Raw genomic sequence first — 18,629 nt, forward strand, 5'->3', positions numbered from 1 at the left:
ATCCATCTCCTGCTTATTTAGATGATTGCTCAAAATAGTATTTGCCGGTTTTCAATGCACTTGGACCTAAACGTGCATATTTAAACATCAAATACATTTCCGCAATAATGAAGAAGAAGTAAAGTACACAAATTAAACCGATAGAGAACCATAAGTCACCTACACTCAAGTTAGAGGCAGACACACCCACCGGTAATACTTCATAAATCGCCCATGGTTGACGACCAAATTCAGCTAAGAACCAACCAAATTCAATCGCTAAGAATGGCAATGGAATACTCCAAAGCAATGCTTTAAGTAATAAGCGAGAAGAAGTCACTTTGTTACGTAAATTCTGAACAAATGCACTAAAGGTCAGTAAAATAATTAAACCACCTGCGGCTAACATACCACGGAATGCCCAGAAGTTAGGACCTACGTTTGGAATAGTATCACGTGCTGCTTGTTTAATTTGTTCATCCGTTGCATCAACAACTTTATCTGTGTAACGTTTTAATAATAAACCGAAACCTAAATCACCTTTGACTTCATCAAATTTTGCTTTAGTTTCTGGATTTACTTGACCTGCTGATTTTTTCTCTGCTTTTAATTGCGTGAATAAATCATAAGCAACCATACCGTTACGAACACGACCTTCATTTTTCGCTTGAATGTCTTTCAAACCAACAATTTCAGTGTCTAAAGAACGCGTTGCAATTAAACCACCCAAGTAAGGGATTTCAATCGCAAAATCATTTTTCATTTCAGCGGTATTTGGAATTGCAACTGGATGGAATGGTGCTGGTGCTGCATGAGTGTCAAACTCAGCTTCCATTGCAGCCAATTTCACAGGTTGTGCTTTACCGATGTCATAACCTGATTCATCACCCATAATTAATACCGCTGATGCAGCGATAAAACCAAAAGTTGCCGCTACAGAGAATGAACGCTTAGCGAAACCGATATCGCGACCTTTTAATAAATAGAATGCACTGATACCTAATACAAACATTGCACCGGTTGTATAACCTGCTGTTAATGTATGTAAAAATTTACTTTGCGCAACCGGATTTAACCAAAGATCTAAGAAGCTGGTCATTTCCATACGAACGGTTTCAAAGTTAAATTCTGCCGCTACCGGATGTTGCATCCAACCATTCGCGACTAGAATCCACATCGCAGAAAGGTTTGAACCAAAGGCTACGCAGTAAGTTGCGAGTAAGTGTTTACCTTTAGTTAAACGATCCCAACCGAAGAAGAATAAACCCACGAAAGTGGACTCTAAGAAGAACGCAAGTAATGCTTCGATCGCTAATGGCGCACCGAAAATATCACCTACATAGTGAGAATAATAAGACCAGTTTGTCCCGAATTGGAACTCCATGATAATACCGGTCGTTACCCCTAGAGCAAAGTTAATACCAAATAACTTACCCCAGAATTTAGTCATATCTTTATATACTTCTTTGCCCGTTTTAACATAAATGGTTTCCATGATCACAAGAACGAAAGATAAACCTAATGTTAATGGTACAAAAATGAAGTGATATAACGCAGTTAATGCAAACTGCAAGCGTGAGAGATCAACAACGTCTAACATCTCAACTCCTTGTATAAACCTACAAGATTTTCACTTTATGATTACCAAGGATAACCTAAAATAACCACCCCTAAAGACTCAACACAATGCGTCAAGCAAGCTTGAACTATTTACACGATAATCGCCCTTTTGTTTAGAAAAAGAGCTTTACCTAATTATAATGTAAACACTCAGAACTGGCGTCTATTCTACTACTATTTATAAGGATAAAAAATAGCAAAAATTGTTAGTTTGATCACATTTTTGATATAAATTACAAAATACCCCATTATATGTAAAGCAATCAAAATTGATCTATATAGAATATGATGTCTTTTTACCCATCTCAGCAGTTGTATTTAATTAGAAAACCCAACTTATCTAAGAAATGCTAGACAATATTGTAAAATTTTGGTATTTTCCCAAAAAGCACTCTGTAAAAGTCTTTTGTTAGGATTAACAATGAAAAAAATTTATAAAATATTGACCGCTCTTTTGGGTTCTATTGCATTATCTGCTACTGCAGCACCTATAGCAGAAAGTAAAGCTGTATTTCCACAGCAATGTTTACAGTTATTTAAAGAAACAGAAAATTTGATTGCTCAAGCAGAAAAACAGCCTGGCACTCATACTCAAGTCGGTAAAATCAAAAGTAAACTTAATCAAAGCAAACAGCAAATTCTTGAAATGGAATTAGCGACTCAACAAAAAAGCTGCGATGTGGGTTTAGCAAGATTAAATAGCATGAAGAACTATACTGAAGAAACTAACTAAGCAGGTTTCAAAAAGAAAGGACATATTGATATCAATATGTCCTTTTTTATCTGTCTTATTCTGACGGCTTCTGAAGCCCGAAGTGTCGATAAGTTAACGAAGTAGCAATCCGGCCTCGAGGAGTTCGCTGTAAAAATCCTTGTTGAATCAAGTAAGGTTCTAAAACATCCTCGATAGTGTCTCGTTCTTCACCTATTGCTGCTGCCAAGTTATCTACCCCAACTGGTCCACCATCAAAACGTTCAATCACTGCGGTAAGCAATTTTCTATCTAAGTAATCAAAGCCCGCATCATCTACATCTAACATTGAAAGCGCTTGTTTCGCAATGTCTGCCGAAATAATGCCATTATTACGCACATCAGCAAAATCTCGAACGCGACGCAATAAACGGTTTGCAATGCGAGGCGTACCACGTGAACGATGCGCCACTTCAAAAGCGGCTTTATCTTCTAATTCCAGATTTAAGCAAGAGGCACTTCTTGTCACAATAGAAGTTAAATCTTCAACGGAATAAAATTCTAAACGCTGAACAATACCAAAACGATCACGTAGTGGCGAAGTTAAAGAACCCGCTCGAGTTGTTGCACCAATTAATGTGAAAGGTGGCAAGTCTAATTTAATTGAGCGTGCAGCAGGGCCTTCACCGATCATAATATCCAACTGATAATCTTCCATTGCCGGATAAAGCACTTCTTCAATCGCAGGGGAAAGACGGTGAATTTCATCAATAAACAACACATCATGGGGTTCAAGATTGGTCAGCATTGCCGCTAAATCGCCAGCTTTTTCAAGAACTGGACCTGATGTTGTGCGAATATTCACCCCCATTTCATTCGCCACAATATTAGCTAGCGTCGTTTTTCCTAAACCTGGAGGACCAAAGATCAAAAGATGATCTAAGGCATCTTGACGCAATTTTGCCGCCTGAATGAAAATATCCATTTGCTCTCGCACTTGTGGCTGTCCCACATAGTCCGCTAAAAGCTTTGGACGAATCGCACGATCGATGACATCTTCATCCATCTTTGCCTGACTGCTAATAATTCTATCTGCTTCGATCATATCTGTTTAATCTTTATAATGCGGCTTTTAAAGCTTCGCGAATTAATTGCTCACTGCTTAAATCCGCTTTAGCGACTTTTTTCACCATTTTTTCAGCATCGGTTGGTTTATAACCTAATGCAACTAATGCAGCAACCGCTTCATCAGCTGAGCTTTCAGCTTGGCGCAATTCTGAAGTTGAAGGAATATGCTTACTCTCTACAAAGAAATCGCTTTGGCGAACATCTTTAAACTTCCCTTTTAACTCTACCAATAAACGTTCAGCCGTCTTCTTACCCACACCTGGAATTTTAACTAATTTCGATAGTTCTTCTCGTTCAATAGCGTAAGCAAACTGCTCTACTGACATCGCTGATAAAATCGCGAGTGCCAATTTAGGTCCAACACCATTGGTTTTAATTAATTCACGGAATAAAGTGCGGTCAGTTTTTTGGGCGAATCCAAAAAGAAGATGAGCATCTTCACGCACAACAAGATGGGTAAATAAAGTAGTTTCTTGCCCGATTTCAGGTAAGTCATAAAAACTGGTCATCGGTAACAATAATTCGTAACCGACGCCTTGTACATCAAACAAAATTTCAGGAGGTTGTTTTTCTAATAAGATGCCTTTTAAACGACCGATCATACGATTTTCATGTAAAAAAATTTTGCATAGCATAAAATAAAACTGGACATTAATCCAGTTAAATTTTTAATCTAAATCGACCTCGGCTGTACCTTGTTCTTAAAAGTGCGGTCATTTTTTCGTGTGTTTCTGTGGTTTTGACCGAGCTAGCAATATGCAAAGAATGTTGAATGGTGTGGGCATGTGTAATCGCAATAGCTAAAGCATCTGCTGCATCTGCCTGAGGCTTATCTGAGAGCTTCAAAATTCGTGTCACCATATCTTGTACTTGAACTTTATCTGCAGAACCAATCCCTACGACAGTCTGCTTCACCAAACGAGCCGCATATTCAAATACAGGTAAATCATGGTTGACGGCTGCCACAATCGCTGTACCACGTGCTTGCCCCAGTTTTAAAGCTGAATCCGCATTTTTAGCCATAAACACTTGTTCAATAGCAAACATATCAGGCTGAAATTGTGTGATGATTTCTGTCACGCCAGCATAAATTCGTTTTAATCGAGTAGGTAAATCTTCTACCTGTGTGCGGATGGCGCCACTGCCGAGATATTCTAAATGGCGACCATTTTGTCGAATCACACCATAACCCGTTACACGAGAACCAGGATCAATACCTAAAATAATACTCATAAATTCTCAAAAATAAACGGCCGGTCAATGCCGGCCGTTTTTAGCGTTAATTATTGGTTTGCTTTTGCAGTTGCTTTTGCATCTACATCACAGTTTTTCACAACAATTTTGTCTGCTTTTTTACCTTTAATTAAAAGATTTACTGGCACAACAGAATCAAATTTATCTAAAGTTAAACCACTATCTACGTTCCAAACATATTTTCCTGACGTAAATGAAGTGAAGTCTTTTTGAGCTGCATCACGAGCAAAATCTTTCGCGATAACTTTGTTACCCACCATCACCATTGCTGCTGTTGGTTCTTGGTTTTCGAATTGGTAAACTGCAGTTACCGTTTTCTTGTTACAAGTATAAACGACTGTTTTATCCGTTACAGTAGGTGCTGCAGTTTGCTCTGCTTTGTTTTCTACTTTTGGTGCTTCGCTTGCACAAGCTGATAAAACAACAAGCGCGGCCATTGCTGGTAATACTTTAGCAAATTTCATTCTAAATCTCCTTAAAATTACAGTTGAGCTGCAACTTCATCACTAATTTCACCGTTATGATATACGTTTTGTACATCGTCACAGTCTTCTAACATGTCAATTAAACGCAACAATTTAGGCGCAGTTTCAAGATCAAGATCAACTGTTGTTGATGGAATCATTGTCACTTCTGCGTTATCAATTTTAAATCCTGCTGCTTCGATTGCATCGCGCACCGAACCTAAATCTTCCCACGCAGTATAGATTTCAAATGAACCATCATCTTGTGGTTGAACATCATCTGCACCGGCTTCAATTGCCGCCTCCATTAACGCATCTTCTTCACCTTGGCTAATTAAAATCAAGCCTTTTTTGCTGAATAAGTAGCCCACAGAACCTTCTGTCCCTAAGTTACCACCACATTTAGTAAAACTTGGGCGAACCTGTGAGATGGTTCGATTTGCGTTGTCACTTAGACACTCAACCATCACAGCAGTTCCACCCGGACCATAACCTTCATAAATTCTTGTTTCCATATTGGTGTCATCACCACCGCCCACACCGCGCTCAATCGCACGGTTAATGGTATCGCGAGTCATGTTGCTCGATAAGGCTTTATCTACTGCCGCACGTAAACGCGGGTTCGCACTGACATCACCGCCACCAATTTTTGCAGCAGTGACTAATTCACGAATTAATTTTGTAAAAATTTTACCGCGTTGCGCATCTTGTGCGGCTTTACGGTGTTTAATATTTGCCCACTTACTATGGCCTGCCATGTTGTTTTCCTTCTTATCTTAAAAACGTTTTTTAAATTAAATCCTCTTATATAGAGGAAAGCCGTTCATCAAATATTTTTTGATGGCCTCGGCATTATTCGGCGATTTCGTCATTTGGATCGCATGCTCTGGTGAAACCCATTGATACGCCAAATGCTCACTTAATATCGGTTCAAATTCCTGCTCAACTGCCAATAAAAACCAATGTTCATGACAGTGAGTCACATTCGGTGCGTATTTATAGCGGAAATGCGGGAAAATTTCAAATTCTATACTCTCTTTACAATCAAAAAGTGCGGTCGAATTTTCTTCTATTTTTAATTCAACTTCTTCCCAAACTTCTCGAATTGCTGTTTCTCTTGGTGTTTCGTTGGTTTCCAATGTCCCCGTAACGGATTGCCAAAAGGTGGGATCATCTTGGCGCTGAAGCATAAGAACACGATGCGTGCTTTCCGCATAAATTACCACGAGAACCGATTGATTATTTTTATATTTCAAGCTCGTCATCTACATAATTGAGAATGGGCAGCATCATACCTTTTCTACTAAAAACTTTCAAAAAAATTACCGCACTTTAAAACTAAAGCGTGGTAATTATCTCAATTATTTTAGTTTAACCAGCCAGCTTGTTGGGCGATAAACAAGCCTGCAAAGGCTGTTAAGTAGAATAAACCGATAAGGGATAACCACAATAAGCCGCCTTTTACACTATGTTTCGCGTGCTTAGTCAGAGATAAATTCAACCAAGCAAAGATTGGTGCAGAAACAAATGAAGCAATCATCGCGAATTTCAACATTGGGCCTACTGCATTATTAAAGTAGAAAATAATCGCTAAACCAGATAATGCCGCAAAAATCATACCGATATTAAGAATTCTCACAGAGCTTTCCTGTTTACCGAATAAGATACGCAAAGATTCAACATTTGTACGAGAGTAACCATCAATTACTGTAATTGTTGTACCAAACATACACATGAACGCAATGACTGCAATTAATAAGCGAGACCATTCACCGATAGTACTTGCATACATATTGATAAGTTGTGCGATATATTTTCCACCAACCATCTCTACGCTTTCAGGAGAACCATATTGCACCAATGCACCAAGCGCTAAGAATACGACAGCTAAAATTGCTGTACCGATATAACCCACGTTGAAATCAAATAGACCATCTTCATAAGATACTTTCGTTAGACGACGTTTTGCCACCACCCACATAGAGTTAACAGCAGAAATTTCAATTGGTGCAGGCATCCAGCCCATTAAGGCCACTAAAAACGCTAATTTACTTAATTCCCATGGAGAAGGTGCTACAAAATCAGGTGTGGCTACGCCATTAATCCCGTTACGCATAAAAGCAATCACGACAGCGCTCACGGTTGTTACCGTTAAAGCAATCATGATGATTTTCGATAAACTATCTAATAAACGATATTTACCCAACAATAAAATGCCGGTTGTCACAAGAATCACTAATGAGCTTAATACTGGCATTGGTAGAGGAATTGGCGTAATGAAGGTTAAAATTGCGGCTGTTAATAATCCCACTGCAGCGGTATTAATCACTGTGGCAAAAACGTTTAAAGCAAGGAATAACCAAAGGTAGAACTTCCCTTTTTGACGGTAACCTTCTAACAACGTATTACCGGTATCTAGGGTATATTGAACACCGAAACGGAAGAAAGGATATTTAAATAAGTTAGCAAGAATAACAATACTCACTAATTCCCAACCATAGATCGCACCCGCTTGGGTAGATGCAATAATATGCGAACCACCAACAGCTGCTGATGCCATCACGATGCCCGGGCCTAAGGCAGAGAATTTACTCGCCCACGTTGATTTTTCTACTGGAGTTGAAACTTCACTCATAAAATGTTCTCTTATAAATTAATCATAAATCGAAAAAGGTCTTATTTATAATAGAATTTTATCCTTGAGTAAAGTAAATAAAGTTCCATTTAAAGAAGAATAAAAGAGTAAAAATCTAATTATTTTGAAATTTCAGGATATAACTTCAAAACAAATAAAGATACATCATATTCATACCAAAAAAGTGATGTATTTAAGTGAATAAAATTTTTTCAATAAAAAGAAAGTGCGGTCAAAATCAGTTGAATTTTTGACCGCACTTTATCTTAAAACTCAGTAAGCTCTCTCTTAATAACATAAATGAACTTAAAAATAGATTAATTATTCTTCATTTCATCAAACGATAAGCTATCTTTCAATATGTTTATCCAATATTCATTGTAATCTGGAGCCTTTAAGTGAATTTGACTTAAACATGTATTTAACGTTAAAAACATTATTGGAATAATATCCTTAGAGCATCTAGCTACAGCATAATGACTAAAATTATCACTCATTCCTGCAAGTTCATTATTTGAATTCATCTTACAAATCATGAAGTTTCCCTTATAACTAAATATAAAATCTGGCAATAGTGATTTATCTTTAGAGCGAATAAGCTCATCTAGTATTTCTAATAAAATTTCATCAGAAATACTATCAAATCCAAAGATAACTCCTAAATAAGGGTTACGTTTCTCTAGGGGAAATGAAAAACCTTTCCCTAAGGGTAGTCTATACAAAGGTGTAATATCTGTAGACAATGAATCTTCTCTTGTAAGTATTTTCATTGATTCTATATTACATAAACTTTTTTCAAACTCCTTGGAAGACAAATAAGATTTTACTTCTATTTCTCCATATACAGATTCGCAAGGGAATAGACTTGCATTTTCCCCTTTAAAAAGCACATTTGAATAAACATTATCGTATATGACAATATCAATTTGCTTACTAACTCCACCATCTGATGAAAATATCTGTCCCGAGCCTAGTCCATAACATTCAGGAAGAAAAGATCGTAAATGAGTAGATATAATCTGCTCTCTAGCATTACCTATTTCTACAGGATGAGTAAATAATTGGCTACCTTTAAATTTACTATCTATGCCACTACTAACATTTCTAAGAGCATCTAAAAATTTCATTTTCTCCTCACAAAAATGCGGCCAAAATTGGCCGCACTTATTTTATTCTTAAATATAGGTACACTACTCAGATTTCACCACTGCAATACTCAACTCAGCTAGAGCCTGCGGATTCGCAAAACTTGGTGCTTCTGTCATTAAACAAGCTGCGGCTGTTGTTTTCGGGAATGCAATCACATCACGGATATTTTCAGTGCCCGTTAAAAGCATGGTTAAACGGTCTAAACCGAAAGCTAAACCAGCATGTGGCGGTGTACCGAATTTTAATGCATCCAATAAGAAACCGAATTTTTCGCGTTGTTCTTGTTCATTAATGCCAAGAATACGGAAGACGGTTTGTTGCATTTTCGGATCGAAAATACGGACGGAACCACCACCTACTTCATAGCCGTTGATCACCATATCGTAAGCATTTGCTACCGCATCGGTTGGATTCGCTTCTAATTGTTCTGGCGTAAAATCTTTTGGTGAAGTGAATGGGTGGTGCATTGCGGCAAGATTACCCTCTTCATCACGTTCAAACATTGGGAAATCAATCACCCAAAGCGGTTGCCATTCGTCTAAACGAGTTAAGCCAAGATCACGACCTAATTTCAAACGTAACGCACCCATTGCATCAGTGGTAGTTTGCCATTTGTCTGCGCCGAAGAATAAGATATCGCCAGTTTGAGCTTTCACACGTTCAGCTAACGCTTTCCATACATCTTCATTTAAGAATTTCGCAATCGGGCTTTGTACGCCTTCAAGGCCAGCATTAATGTCATTTACTTTCGCCCAAGCCAAGCCTTTTGCACCGTAAATACCAACAAATTGTGTATATTCATCAATTTGTTTACGAGTGATTTCAGTACCATTTGGTACACGAATGATTGCCACACGGCCGTTTGGATTGTTTGCAGGCTCATTAAATACTTTAAATTCAACATCTTTAACGATATCTGCCACATCGACTAATTCAAGCGGGTTACGCAAATCTGGTTTATCTGAGCCAAAACGAGTCATCGCTTCTTGCCAGGTCATTTGCGGGAATTTACCTAAATCCACACCAATGATGTTTTGCCATAAACCGTGTACCATGCGTTCCATAATCTCACGCACTTCTGGTGCTGTTAAGAAAGAGGTTTCCACATCGATTTGAGTAAATTCAGGTTGACGATCTGCACGTAAGTCTTCATCACGGAAACATTTCACAATTTGATAATAACGATCAAAACCAGACATCATTAAAAGCTGTTTGAAAAGCTGTGGTGATTGTGGCAATGCATAGAATTTGCCTTTATGTACACGACTTGGCACTAAATAGTCACGCGCACCTTCTGGCGTTGCTTTGGTAAGCATTGGGGTTTCAATATCAAGGAAACCATTGTCATCCATAAAACGACGCACAAAACTGGTGATTTTTGCACGGGTTTTCAAACGTTGTGCCATTTCTGGACGACGTAAATCTAAATAACGATATTTTAAACGTTGTTCTTCGGTGTTATTTTGGTTGAAGTCTAATGGTAAAACGTCAGAAGCGTTGTAGATGCGTAATTCTTTCGCTAACACTTCCACTTCTCCTGTCGCCATATTTTTATTAATTTGATTGTCTGGACGCGCGATCACTTCACCTTTAATTTGAATACAAAATTCATTACGTAAGCCTGAAGCTGCGGTTAAGGCTTCTTGATATTTCGGGTCAAAACAAACTTGTACGACACCATCACGATCACGCATATCAATAAAAATTAAACCACCTAAATCGCGACGACGGTGAACCCAACCGCTTAATGTTACTTCTTGCCCAATATGGTTGCGGTTTAATGCACCGCAATAATGTGTACGCATCATTTCTATATTCCTTTCATTTTTCTAAAAATGGATAATTAACGCGTTGATTATACGGAAAAAGACATGCCTTTTAAATTGAAAAGCGAAATTTATTTGATCCTTTAAAAACTTTCACTAAAATGACCGCAGTTTTTTGCATTTTATCTAAATAAATGCCCTCTCAATACAACAACAGAATTCAATCATGATGAAAGATACAATTTTTGCAGCCCCGATCGAAAAACTGGGCGATTTTACTTTTGATGAAAGCGTGGCGGAAGTTTTCCCCGATATGATTCAACGCTCGATTCCGGGCTACTCCAACATTATCACGGCGATTGGTATGTTGGCTGAGCGTTTTGTGACTGCTGACAGCCAAGTCTATGATTTAGGCTGTTCACGCGGTGCGGCAGCTCTTTCTATGCGACGTAATATTAAACAACCTAATGTGAAAATTATCGGTGTCGATAATTCTTCGCCAATGGTGGAACGCTGCCGTCAGCACGTTGCGGCTTATCATAGTGATATGCCCGTAGAAATTCTTTGTGATGATATTCGTCAAATTGAAATTAAGAACGCCTCAATGGTGGTGCTCAACTTCACGTTGCAATTTTTACCACCAGAAGATCGTGTAGCCTTGCTCACCAAAATCTACCAAGGTTTAAATTCAAACGGCGTGTTGGTGCTCTCTGAAAAATTCCGTTTTGAAGATGAAAAAGTGAATGAGCTACTAATTGACCTACACCACCAATTCAAACGTGCTAACGGTTACAGTGAGCTTGAAGTGAGCCAAAAACGCACCGCACTTGAAAATGTCATGCGTACTGACTCGATTAATATCCACAAAGAGCGGTTAAAAAATATCGGATTTTCACATGTAGAATTGTGGTTCCAATGCTTTAATTTTGGTTCAATGATTGCGGTGAAATAAACCAAATCCTAGAAAGCAAGTTATATCTTGCAATAGAAGCAACCAATTTCTATGCTATAATCGCCCAACACCCAAATAGAAAAGAGGAAAACAAAATGCAAATTTTACACACGATGCTTCGAGTAGGTGATTTAGACCGCTCTATTAAATTTTATCAAGACGTTTTAGGTATGCGTTTACTGCGTACCAGTGAAAATCCTGAGTATAAATATACGCTTGCATTTTTAGGTTACGAAGATGGCGAAAGTGCAGCAGAAATTGAATTAACATACAACTGGGGCGTAGATAAATATGAACAAGGTACAGCATATGGACATGTTGCTATAGGCGTTGATGATATTTATGCTATTTGTGAAGCAGTTCGTGCAAGTGGTGGTAAAGTGACTCGCGAACCAGGCCCAGTTAAGGGTGGTACAACCGTTATTGCCTTTGTTGAAGATCCTGATGGTTATAAAATTGAATTTATCGAAGATAAAAGTTCAAAATCAGGTCTAGGTAATTAATTAAAAGTGCGGTTGATTTTTTCGCTCTTTTATAACGCAGGGTTACCTGCGTTATTTATTTTAAAGGATAAAATATGTCCAATTCTCAAGAAATACCTTATCACCACCAATTAAAAAATCGTTTTCGCGGTTACTTCCCCGTTATTATTGATGTAGAAACAGCAGGATTTGATGCAAAAAAAGATGCACTTTTAGAACTTGCGGCAATCACCTTAAAAATGGATGAAAATGGCAATTTGCAACCTGATCAAAAATGCCATTTTCATATTGAACCATTTGAAGGGGCGAATATTAATCCCGAATCACTCAAATTTAATGGAATTGATATTCACAATCCATTGCGTGGAGCCGTATCTGAATTAGACGCCATCACGGGGTTATTCCAAATGGTGCGTCGTGGACAAAAAGATGCAGAATGTCAGCGCTCTATCATCGTAGCGCACAATGCCACTTTTGACCAAAGTTTCGTGATGGCGGCGGCTGAACGTACGGGTGTAAAACGCAATCCGTTCCACCCTTTTGGGATGTTTGATACGGCAACGCTTGCTGGTTTTATGTTTGGGCAAACAGTACTCGTCAAAGCGTGCCAAGCGGCAAAAATTCCTTTTGATGGCAAACAAGCCCATTCAGCGCTATATGATACTGAACGTACTGCGGAATTATTTTGCTATATGGTGAATCACTTAAAAGAGCTTGGCGGTTTCCCGCATATTGCTCAAACAAATGAAACGGAAAAAACAGCTGAAAATCAGACCGCACTTTAATTTTTAAAGTTTTTTAGAAAAAAACTTGCAATCATTTCTGGTTTACCGTATTTTAAAAAGTAATTCAATTTAGTTATCTAAATAAGAGAGTTTCAAATGAACTTTATCCTTCGTCACCATCATCGCCATTCAACTGAATAATCTTTCAGGCTGTTGGCGTGCTTGGAAGATTTCTTCCGAGCTGACAAGATAAAGATCAAAAAAATCTTACCCCTCGGAAGGCAACTTTCGAGGGGTTTTGTTTTATTATTAATTACAGGAGTTTATTACTATGCGACATTTAATCTTAAATCAATTTTCTTTTATGCAACCTTTTTCTTTTAATTAATCAATAAGGAACAACAATATGCTATCGAATCCCGTTGTTATTTCAATTGTCGTGCTACTGGCGTTAAGCCTATTGCGCGTGAATGTGGTTATCGCACTGGTGATTTCCGCCCTGACTGCAGGCTTATGCGGTAACTTAGGTTTAAGCAAAACCATTGAAGCCTTTACAGGCGGCTTAGGTGGTGGTGCTGAAGTGGCGATGAACTATGCGATGCTCGGTGCATTTGCCATTGCGATTTCAAAATCTGGTATTACTGATTTGCTTGCCTACAAAATGATTACCCGAATGAACAAAACACCAACCAGTAAAAATTTAGCCTGGTTTAAATATATGCTGCTTGGCATTTTGCTTTTATTCGCCATTTCATCCCAAAACTTACTCCCAGTACACATTGCGTTTATCCCGATTGTAGTGCCGCCTTTACTTTCTATTTTTAACCGTTTAAAAATCGATCGTCGTGCAGTGGCTTGTATTATTACCTTTGGTTTAACCGCAACTTATATGATCTTGCCTGTCGGTTTTGGAAAAATTTTCATTGAGAGCGTGTTAGTCAAAAATATCAATCTTGCTGGTGCACCACTCGGATTACAAACCAGCGTAGGTGAAGTTTCCCTTGCTATGCTTATCCCTGTTTCAGGCATGATTCTTGGTTTACTCACTGCTGTATTTATTACCTATCGTAAACCACGTGAATATGTAGTAACAACTACTGAGCCAACGACAACCGAAATTGAACAACACATTGCGAACATTACACCTATTCAAATTACTGCAAGTGCGGTTGCTATTGTCGCTACTTTTGCTACACAGCTTTTCACAAGCTCAACAATTATTGGTGGTTTAGTCGGTTTAGTCATTTTCGGTGTATTCGGTATCTTCAAACTCAAAGAAAGTAATGACATTTTCCAACAAGGCTTACGTTTAATGGCGATGATCGGCTTTGTTATGATTACAGCTTCTGGTTTTGCTAATGTCATTAATACCACAAGTGGTGTACAAGATTTAGTAGATGCGCTTTCTACTGGCGTGATTCAAAGTAAAGGTGTTGCCGCATTCTTAATGTTACTCGTTGGGTTATTGATTACTATGGGTATTGGTTCTTCCTTCTCAACTGTACCAATTATCACCTCAATTTATGTACCTCTTTGTCTCTCTTTTGGTTTCTCACCACTTGCGACAGTGGCTATCGTAGGTGTAGCGGCGGCATTAGGGGATGCGGGTTCACCGGCTTCTGACTCCACACTTGGGCCAACATCCGGTTTAAATATGGATGGTAAACACGACCACATTTGGGATTCGGTTGTACCAACTTTTATGCACTACAATATCCCATTATTAACATTCGGTTGGATTGCAGCCATGACCCTTTAATCGTTATAATCCCTGCATATATTATGCGGGGATTTTTTTATGTCTATTCAATCATTACTCAATACGCTCGAGCAAAAAGTACTTCAACTGACTCAAGCCTATCAACCTAACTCCGATAAAAAAATCAATGCGAAATTTAACCGCACTTTATTTACCGAAGATTTTGAAACCGTTGGTTTTTATCTCAAAGAAATCCAACAAAGCTTAACTAAGCTATGTAAAATTCCGCATCAAAATGAAGAGCAAATTGTATTTATGGCAGAACATCTTTTAGGGCAATGTACCGCCTTGAACGAAGCGATGAATCGCAAGCATAAAAAGGCTATTCAACCGAAAAAAACGGAACAACCAGTTACAAGTAATAAATCACAACATAGCATTCATCGTCTCCCTCCTAGAGAGCGTCTAGAAAAGTATTATGAAGCCTTGCAGCAACTCACAGAAAAATACGGAGAAGCCAAAGCACAAGCTAATACGGCTCAAACAGATATTCAACGAGATATATATAAGCAAACAGCTGCGATTTATTTAACACGCCGACAAAAATGTTTAGAAGCGATTGAGACCTTAGAAGAATACCTTGCTTTTAAAGAGGCTCGAGACAGTGCTGTCAAAAAATAAGATCTTTTTAAAATAGACTGAAAAGCAAAAATCCCTAAATCTTTCAATTTAGGGATTTTTTGAATTTGATGGCGGAGGAAGTGAGATTCGAACTCACGGAGGGCGTAAACCCTCGCCGGTTTTCAAGACCGGTGCCTTCAACCACTCGACCATTCCTCCGTGATTTAAGCGAGGTGAATAATACGTTTTTTCCCTCACCCCGTCAAGCAAGAAAATAAAAAAATTATCTGACTGACTACTTTTAAATCATAATGCTTTAAAAATACACAAAATAAAAAACGGAACCTACTGGCTCCGTCTTTATTATTGAGATATTACTCTGCTTTCGCTTGTGTCGCTTCAGAATAAATATGGCTAATTGCACTATGATGGCCTGCGGCGCCTTTACCGTTAAAGTAATAACGAGACTCCGTCCATTTTACAATTGGGAATGGTTTGGACTCTTCATCTGGTGCTTTCGCTAATGTCATCGCTGCTTTAGTGTGCTGTACTGCTGAAATGGTACCTGCACGACCTGTAAACACATAAGAGCGAACGAATTCTGCTTTTTCTTGCGGTTCAACTTCAGCTGTTTCGACTTGAGCAACCGGCTCTGATTTATGATGCAAGCGTTCTAATGATTCTTGCACTTTCTGTTGCACTGCTTCATTTGCCGGTTGAGTAATGAAATCTAAAGCCGGTTGAGTTTTTACCGGTTTTTCTTCCACGACAATACCCGTTGCAGGCGTGATCACACCTTTTTTCGTTTTTTCTTGCTCAAGCAATTCATCCACAGATAAGAAATTGCTTTCTTTCGCTGCATTTACAACAGAATAATCGACACAAACTTTACCGCTTGCTAATTCAGGTGAAGCAACTGCCGCAAATAATGGCATTGGTGACTTCACTTCATTACGACGACGACGTTGATTATTCGATGTACGCAAATGACGTGGAGTACGTCGCTGACGTTCTTGACGAGGTTTATTTTCTGTATTATCAACAGTGTTATTTTCAACCACTTCATTTTTAATCACAGGAACTTCAACGGCCTCAATAACATTCTCATTGATGTTATTTGTATTATCCTCAATACGAACACGTTTACGTAAATCACGACGTTGACGACGCTCTGCTACCGGTTTCTCTGCTTTTTCTTCTTGACGATTATCATCAGAAACATTCGCTAAATTAACCGCACTTTCAGATGTCACTTCTTCATTCGCATTACGACGATTGCGACGATTATTTACACGCTCGCGAGTTGGACGCGCATTTTCTTCATCTGTATTTTTCGCATTATCGTTGTTTTCGTTATTGCGAGAACGGCGATTATTACGACGATCTTGATTGCGGCGATTATTACGGTTGTTGTTACGATTGTTGCGGTTATTTTGATTTTTCTCTTCTTCTTTTGGTTCAGAAGCAAATAAACCTTTAATTGCGGCAACAATTTTCGCAAACAATGATGGTTCTTCCGATTTACGCTCAACTGGTGCTGGTGCAGCTGTTGGAATCGATAAAGATACTGCTGCACTTTCCACCACTTGCTCAGAGGTCACGGCTGCAGTTTCAATGTTGCGAGAAACAAGAGACTCTTCTGGTACAAATGTATCGTCTTGTGCATCATGGAATTTGGTTAAGTTATAGCTTAATTCATTTAGCTCTTCGCCTTCACGTACACGGAATACGCTGAAATGTGGCGTTTCCATCGCTTCATTTGGCACGACGATAATATCAACATCATGACGTTTTTCGATGCTATGAACAGCTTTACGTTTTTCGTTAAGTAAGTAAGATGCAATTTGTACAGGCACGATAGTGTGTACTTGTTTGGTGTTTTCTTTTAACGCTTCTTCTTCGATTAAACGTAAGATAGAAAGTGATAAACTTTCGTTATCACGCACTTTACCCGTACCTTGACAGCGTGGGCAAACATGGTGAGAAGACTCACCTAATGATGGGCTTAAACGCTGACGTGACATTTCCAACAAACCGAAGCGAGAAATACGGCTAATTTGAATTCTAGCACGGTCTTGACGCACGGCATCACGGATACGGTTTTCTACTTCACGTTGGTGACGAACAGGTGTCATATCGATGAAGTCGATAACCACTAAGCCACCTAAGTCACGTAAACGTAATTGACGAGCAATTTCATCCGCCGCTTCAAGGTTGGTATTTAATGCTGTTTCTTCAATATCACCACCACGAGTTGAACGCGCCGAGTTGATATCAATCGCTGTTAACGCTTCTGTCACATCGATCACAATCGAACCACCAGAAGGTAAACGTACTTCACGTTGGAAGGCGGATTCAATTTGAGATTCAATTTGATAGTGGCTAAATAGCGGCACTTCGCCTTGATACAGTTTCACACGATTGATGAAATCTGGACGCACAAGTTTGATGTGTGCTTTCGCTTTTTCAAATACTTTCGGGCAATCAATTAAGATCTCACCGATATCACGACGCAAGTAATCACGGATCGCACGAACAATCACATCACTTTCTTGGTGGATTAAGAATGGCGCCGGACGACTTTGTGAAGCTTGTTTAATCGCTTCCCAATGATGCAACAGTACTTTTAAGTCCCATTGTAATTCTTCTGGTGATTTACCTACACCCGCTGTACGCACGATAAGACCTACGCCTTCTGGTACATCTAAAGAACTCAATGCTTCTTTTAATTCGATACGTTCATCGCCTTCAATACGGCGAGAGATGCCACCTGCACGCGGATTGTTTGGCATAATCACCAAATAACTACCGGCAAGGGAAACAAAAGTGGTTAAGGCTGCGCCTTTATTGCCACGCTCTTCCTTGTTCACCTGAACGATCACTTCTTGACCTTCAGTCAAAATATCACGGATATTTGGACGACCTTGGAATACATAATCAGCAGGGAAATATTCGCGGGCAATTTCTTTTAAAGGAAGGAAGCCATGGCGCTCTGCACCATAATCCACAAAGGCAGCTTCTAAACTCGGCTCTACGCGAGTGATTTTCCCTTTGTAAATATTGGCTTTTTTCTGTTCATGACCCGGACTTTCAATATCCAAGTCGAATAAACGCTGGCCATCGACCAACGCAACGCGCAACTCTTCTTTTTGAGTCGCATTGATTAACATTCTTTTCATTGTCAATTTCTCGTTTGAATTATCTAAAATACCTTGAAAATTAACCGCACTTTACAGATTGACTGACCTTAGCCATCGACCTCGTGTTTCTCGCGAACAGTCAATCTCACGACTGTGTGTTGCTGGGTGCATTGATAGCATACTCAATTGTTATCTAAGACAATTTTCGTAAAACAATGCGGTGTGTTAATTACGCATTGCAAGGAAGCGTTAATCTTCAAGAAAAATATGTTGATTATCAATGTCTTATGCCATTCGCTGCATTGAGTATTGACCAACATACAA

Annotated in this window: 17 protein-coding genes, 1 tRNA gene and 1 other annotated feature; of the genes, 6 read left to right on the forward strand and 12 right to left on the reverse strand. The window is 38.9% G+C overall.

Going from position 1 to position 18,629, the window contains the following annotated elements; all coding sequences use genetic code 11:
* Nucleotides 1-13: 13 nt before the first annotated feature.
* Nucleotides 14-1,579 (reverse strand): cytochrome ubiquinol oxidase subunit I, encoded by a 1,566-nt coding sequence (locus ACXVWB_RS03235; protein WP_289901344.1) that lies wholly within the window; start codon nt 1,577-1,579, stop codon nt 14-16.
* A 441-nt stretch (nt 1,580-2,020) separates the two neighbouring features.
* Here ACXVWB_RS03235 and ACXVWB_RS03240 point away from each other — a divergent pair, with 441 nt between their 5' ends.
* The gene (locus ACXVWB_RS03240) at nt 2,021-2,332 is read left to right on the forward strand and encodes a DUF5339 domain-containing protein (protein ID WP_289901345.1); all 312 of its coding nucleotides are present in this window, start codon (nt 2,021-2,023) and stop codon (nt 2,330-2,332) included.
* Between the two features lie 55 nt (nt 2,333-2,387).
* Here the strand turns inward: ACXVWB_RS03240 and ruvB are convergent, their stop codons facing one another.
* From ruvB to aspS, 9 genes are all read right to left on the reverse strand, one after another.
* A complete protein-coding gene (ruvB, locus tag ACXVWB_RS03245) occupies nt 2,388-3,395 on the reverse strand; it encodes a Holliday junction branch migration DNA helicase RuvB (RefSeq protein ID WP_289901346.1) in 1,008 nt (335 codons plus the stop codon).
* A 13-nt stretch (nt 3,396-3,408) separates the two neighbouring features.
* Nucleotides 3,409-4,020 (reverse strand): Holliday junction branch migration protein RuvA, encoded by a 612-nt coding sequence (gene ruvA / locus ACXVWB_RS03250; RefSeq protein WP_128788032.1) that lies wholly within the window; start codon nt 4,018-4,020, stop codon nt 3,409-3,411.
* Nucleotides 4,021-4,078: 58 nt separating this feature from the next.
* Nucleotides 4,079-4,651, reverse strand: a complete 573-nt coding sequence (ruvC, locus tag ACXVWB_RS03255) for a crossover junction endodeoxyribonuclease RuvC (RefSeq protein WP_128787639.1) — start codon at nt 4,649-4,651, stop codon at nt 4,079-4,081.
* Nucleotides 4,652-4,701: 50 nt separating this feature from the next.
* Complete coding sequence (locus ACXVWB_RS03260; protein WP_289901347.1) at nt 4,702-5,136, reverse strand: hypothetical protein; 435 nt, start codon at nt 5,134-5,136, stop codon at nt 4,702-4,704.
* Nucleotides 5,137-5,153: 17 nt separating this feature from the next.
* Nucleotides 5,154-5,894, reverse strand: a complete 741-nt coding sequence (locus ACXVWB_RS03265; protein ID WP_005697071.1) for a YebC/PmpR family DNA-binding transcriptional regulator — start codon at nt 5,892-5,894, stop codon at nt 5,154-5,156.
* A 36-nt stretch (nt 5,895-5,930) separates the two neighbouring features.
* Nucleotides 5,931-6,401 (reverse strand): dihydroneopterin triphosphate diphosphatase, encoded by a 471-nt coding sequence (gene nudB, locus ACXVWB_RS03270; protein ID WP_289901348.1) that lies wholly within the window; start codon nt 6,399-6,401, stop codon nt 5,931-5,933.
* A gap of 101 nt (nt 6,402-6,502) precedes the next feature.
* Complete coding sequence (locus ACXVWB_RS03275) at nt 6,503-7,771, reverse strand: NRAMP family divalent metal transporter (protein WP_289901349.1); 1,269 nt, start codon at nt 7,769-7,771, stop codon at nt 6,503-6,505.
* A gap of 317 nt (nt 7,772-8,088) precedes the next feature.
* Nucleotides 8,089-8,898 carry a DUF6602 domain-containing protein gene (locus ACXVWB_RS03280; protein WP_289901350.1) on the reverse strand — a complete coding sequence of 270 codons (810 nt, stop codon included), beginning with the start codon at nt 8,896-8,898 and terminating at the stop codon, nt 8,089-8,091.
* Nucleotides 8,899-8,961: 63 nt separating this feature from the next.
* On the reverse strand, nt 8,962-10,728 hold the full coding sequence (gene aspS, locus ACXVWB_RS03285) for an aspartate--tRNA ligase (RefSeq protein WP_289901351.1): 1,767 nt from the start codon (nt 10,726-10,728) through the stop codon (nt 8,962-8,964).
* A 184-nt stretch (nt 10,729-10,912) separates the two neighbouring features.
* On the opposite strand from aspS, the gene cmoA reads away from it, so the two are divergent.
* The 5 genes from cmoA to priC all read left to right on the forward strand — a co-directional run bounded on the left by cmoA (nt 10,913) and on the right by priC (nt 15,225).
* Nucleotides 10,913-11,638, forward strand: coding sequence for a carboxy-S-adenosyl-L-methionine synthase CmoA (cmoA, locus tag ACXVWB_RS03290; protein WP_289901352.1), 726 nt, complete (start codon nt 10,913-10,915; stop codon nt 11,636-11,638).
* A gap of 95 nt (nt 11,639-11,733) precedes the next feature.
* On the forward strand, nt 11,734-12,141 hold the full coding sequence (gene gloA / locus ACXVWB_RS03295; RefSeq protein ID WP_289901353.1) for a lactoylglutathione lyase: 408 nt from the start codon (nt 11,734-11,736) through the stop codon (nt 12,139-12,141).
* A 74-nt stretch (nt 12,142-12,215) separates the two neighbouring features.
* Nucleotides 12,216-12,905 (forward strand): ribonuclease T, encoded by a 690-nt coding sequence (rnt, locus tag ACXVWB_RS03300; protein ID WP_289901354.1) that lies wholly within the window; start codon nt 12,216-12,218, stop codon nt 12,903-12,905.
* Between the two features lie 116 nt (nt 12,906-13,021).
* Nucleotides 13,022-13,149 (forward strand) — a sequence feature (His leader region).
* Between the two features lie 102 nt (nt 13,150-13,251).
* Nucleotides 13,252-14,604 (forward strand): Na+/H+ antiporter family protein, encoded by a 1,353-nt coding sequence (locus tag ACXVWB_RS03305; RefSeq protein WP_289901355.1) that lies wholly within the window; start codon nt 13,252-13,254, stop codon nt 14,602-14,604.
* Nucleotides 14,605-14,643: 39 nt separating this feature from the next.
* Nucleotides 14,644-15,225, forward strand: a complete 582-nt coding sequence (priC, locus tag ACXVWB_RS03310; protein WP_289901356.1) for a primosomal replication protein PriC — start codon at nt 14,644-14,646, stop codon at nt 15,223-15,225.
* A 69-nt stretch (nt 15,226-15,294) separates the two neighbouring features.
* Here the strand turns inward: priC and ACXVWB_RS03315 are convergent.
* Both ACXVWB_RS03315 and rne read right to left on the reverse strand, forming a co-directional pair.
* Nucleotides 15,295-15,384: transfer RNA gene (locus tag ACXVWB_RS03315), tRNA-Ser, on the reverse strand.
* 155 nt (nt 15,385-15,539) lie between these two features.
* Nucleotides 15,540-18,344 (reverse strand): ribonuclease E, encoded by a 2,805-nt coding sequence (gene rne, locus ACXVWB_RS03320; RefSeq protein ID WP_289901357.1) that lies wholly within the window; start codon nt 18,342-18,344, stop codon nt 15,540-15,542.
* Nucleotides 18,345-18,629: the final 285 nt, after the last annotated feature.

Source organism: Haemophilus sp. SZY H53, assembly GCF_054332375.1.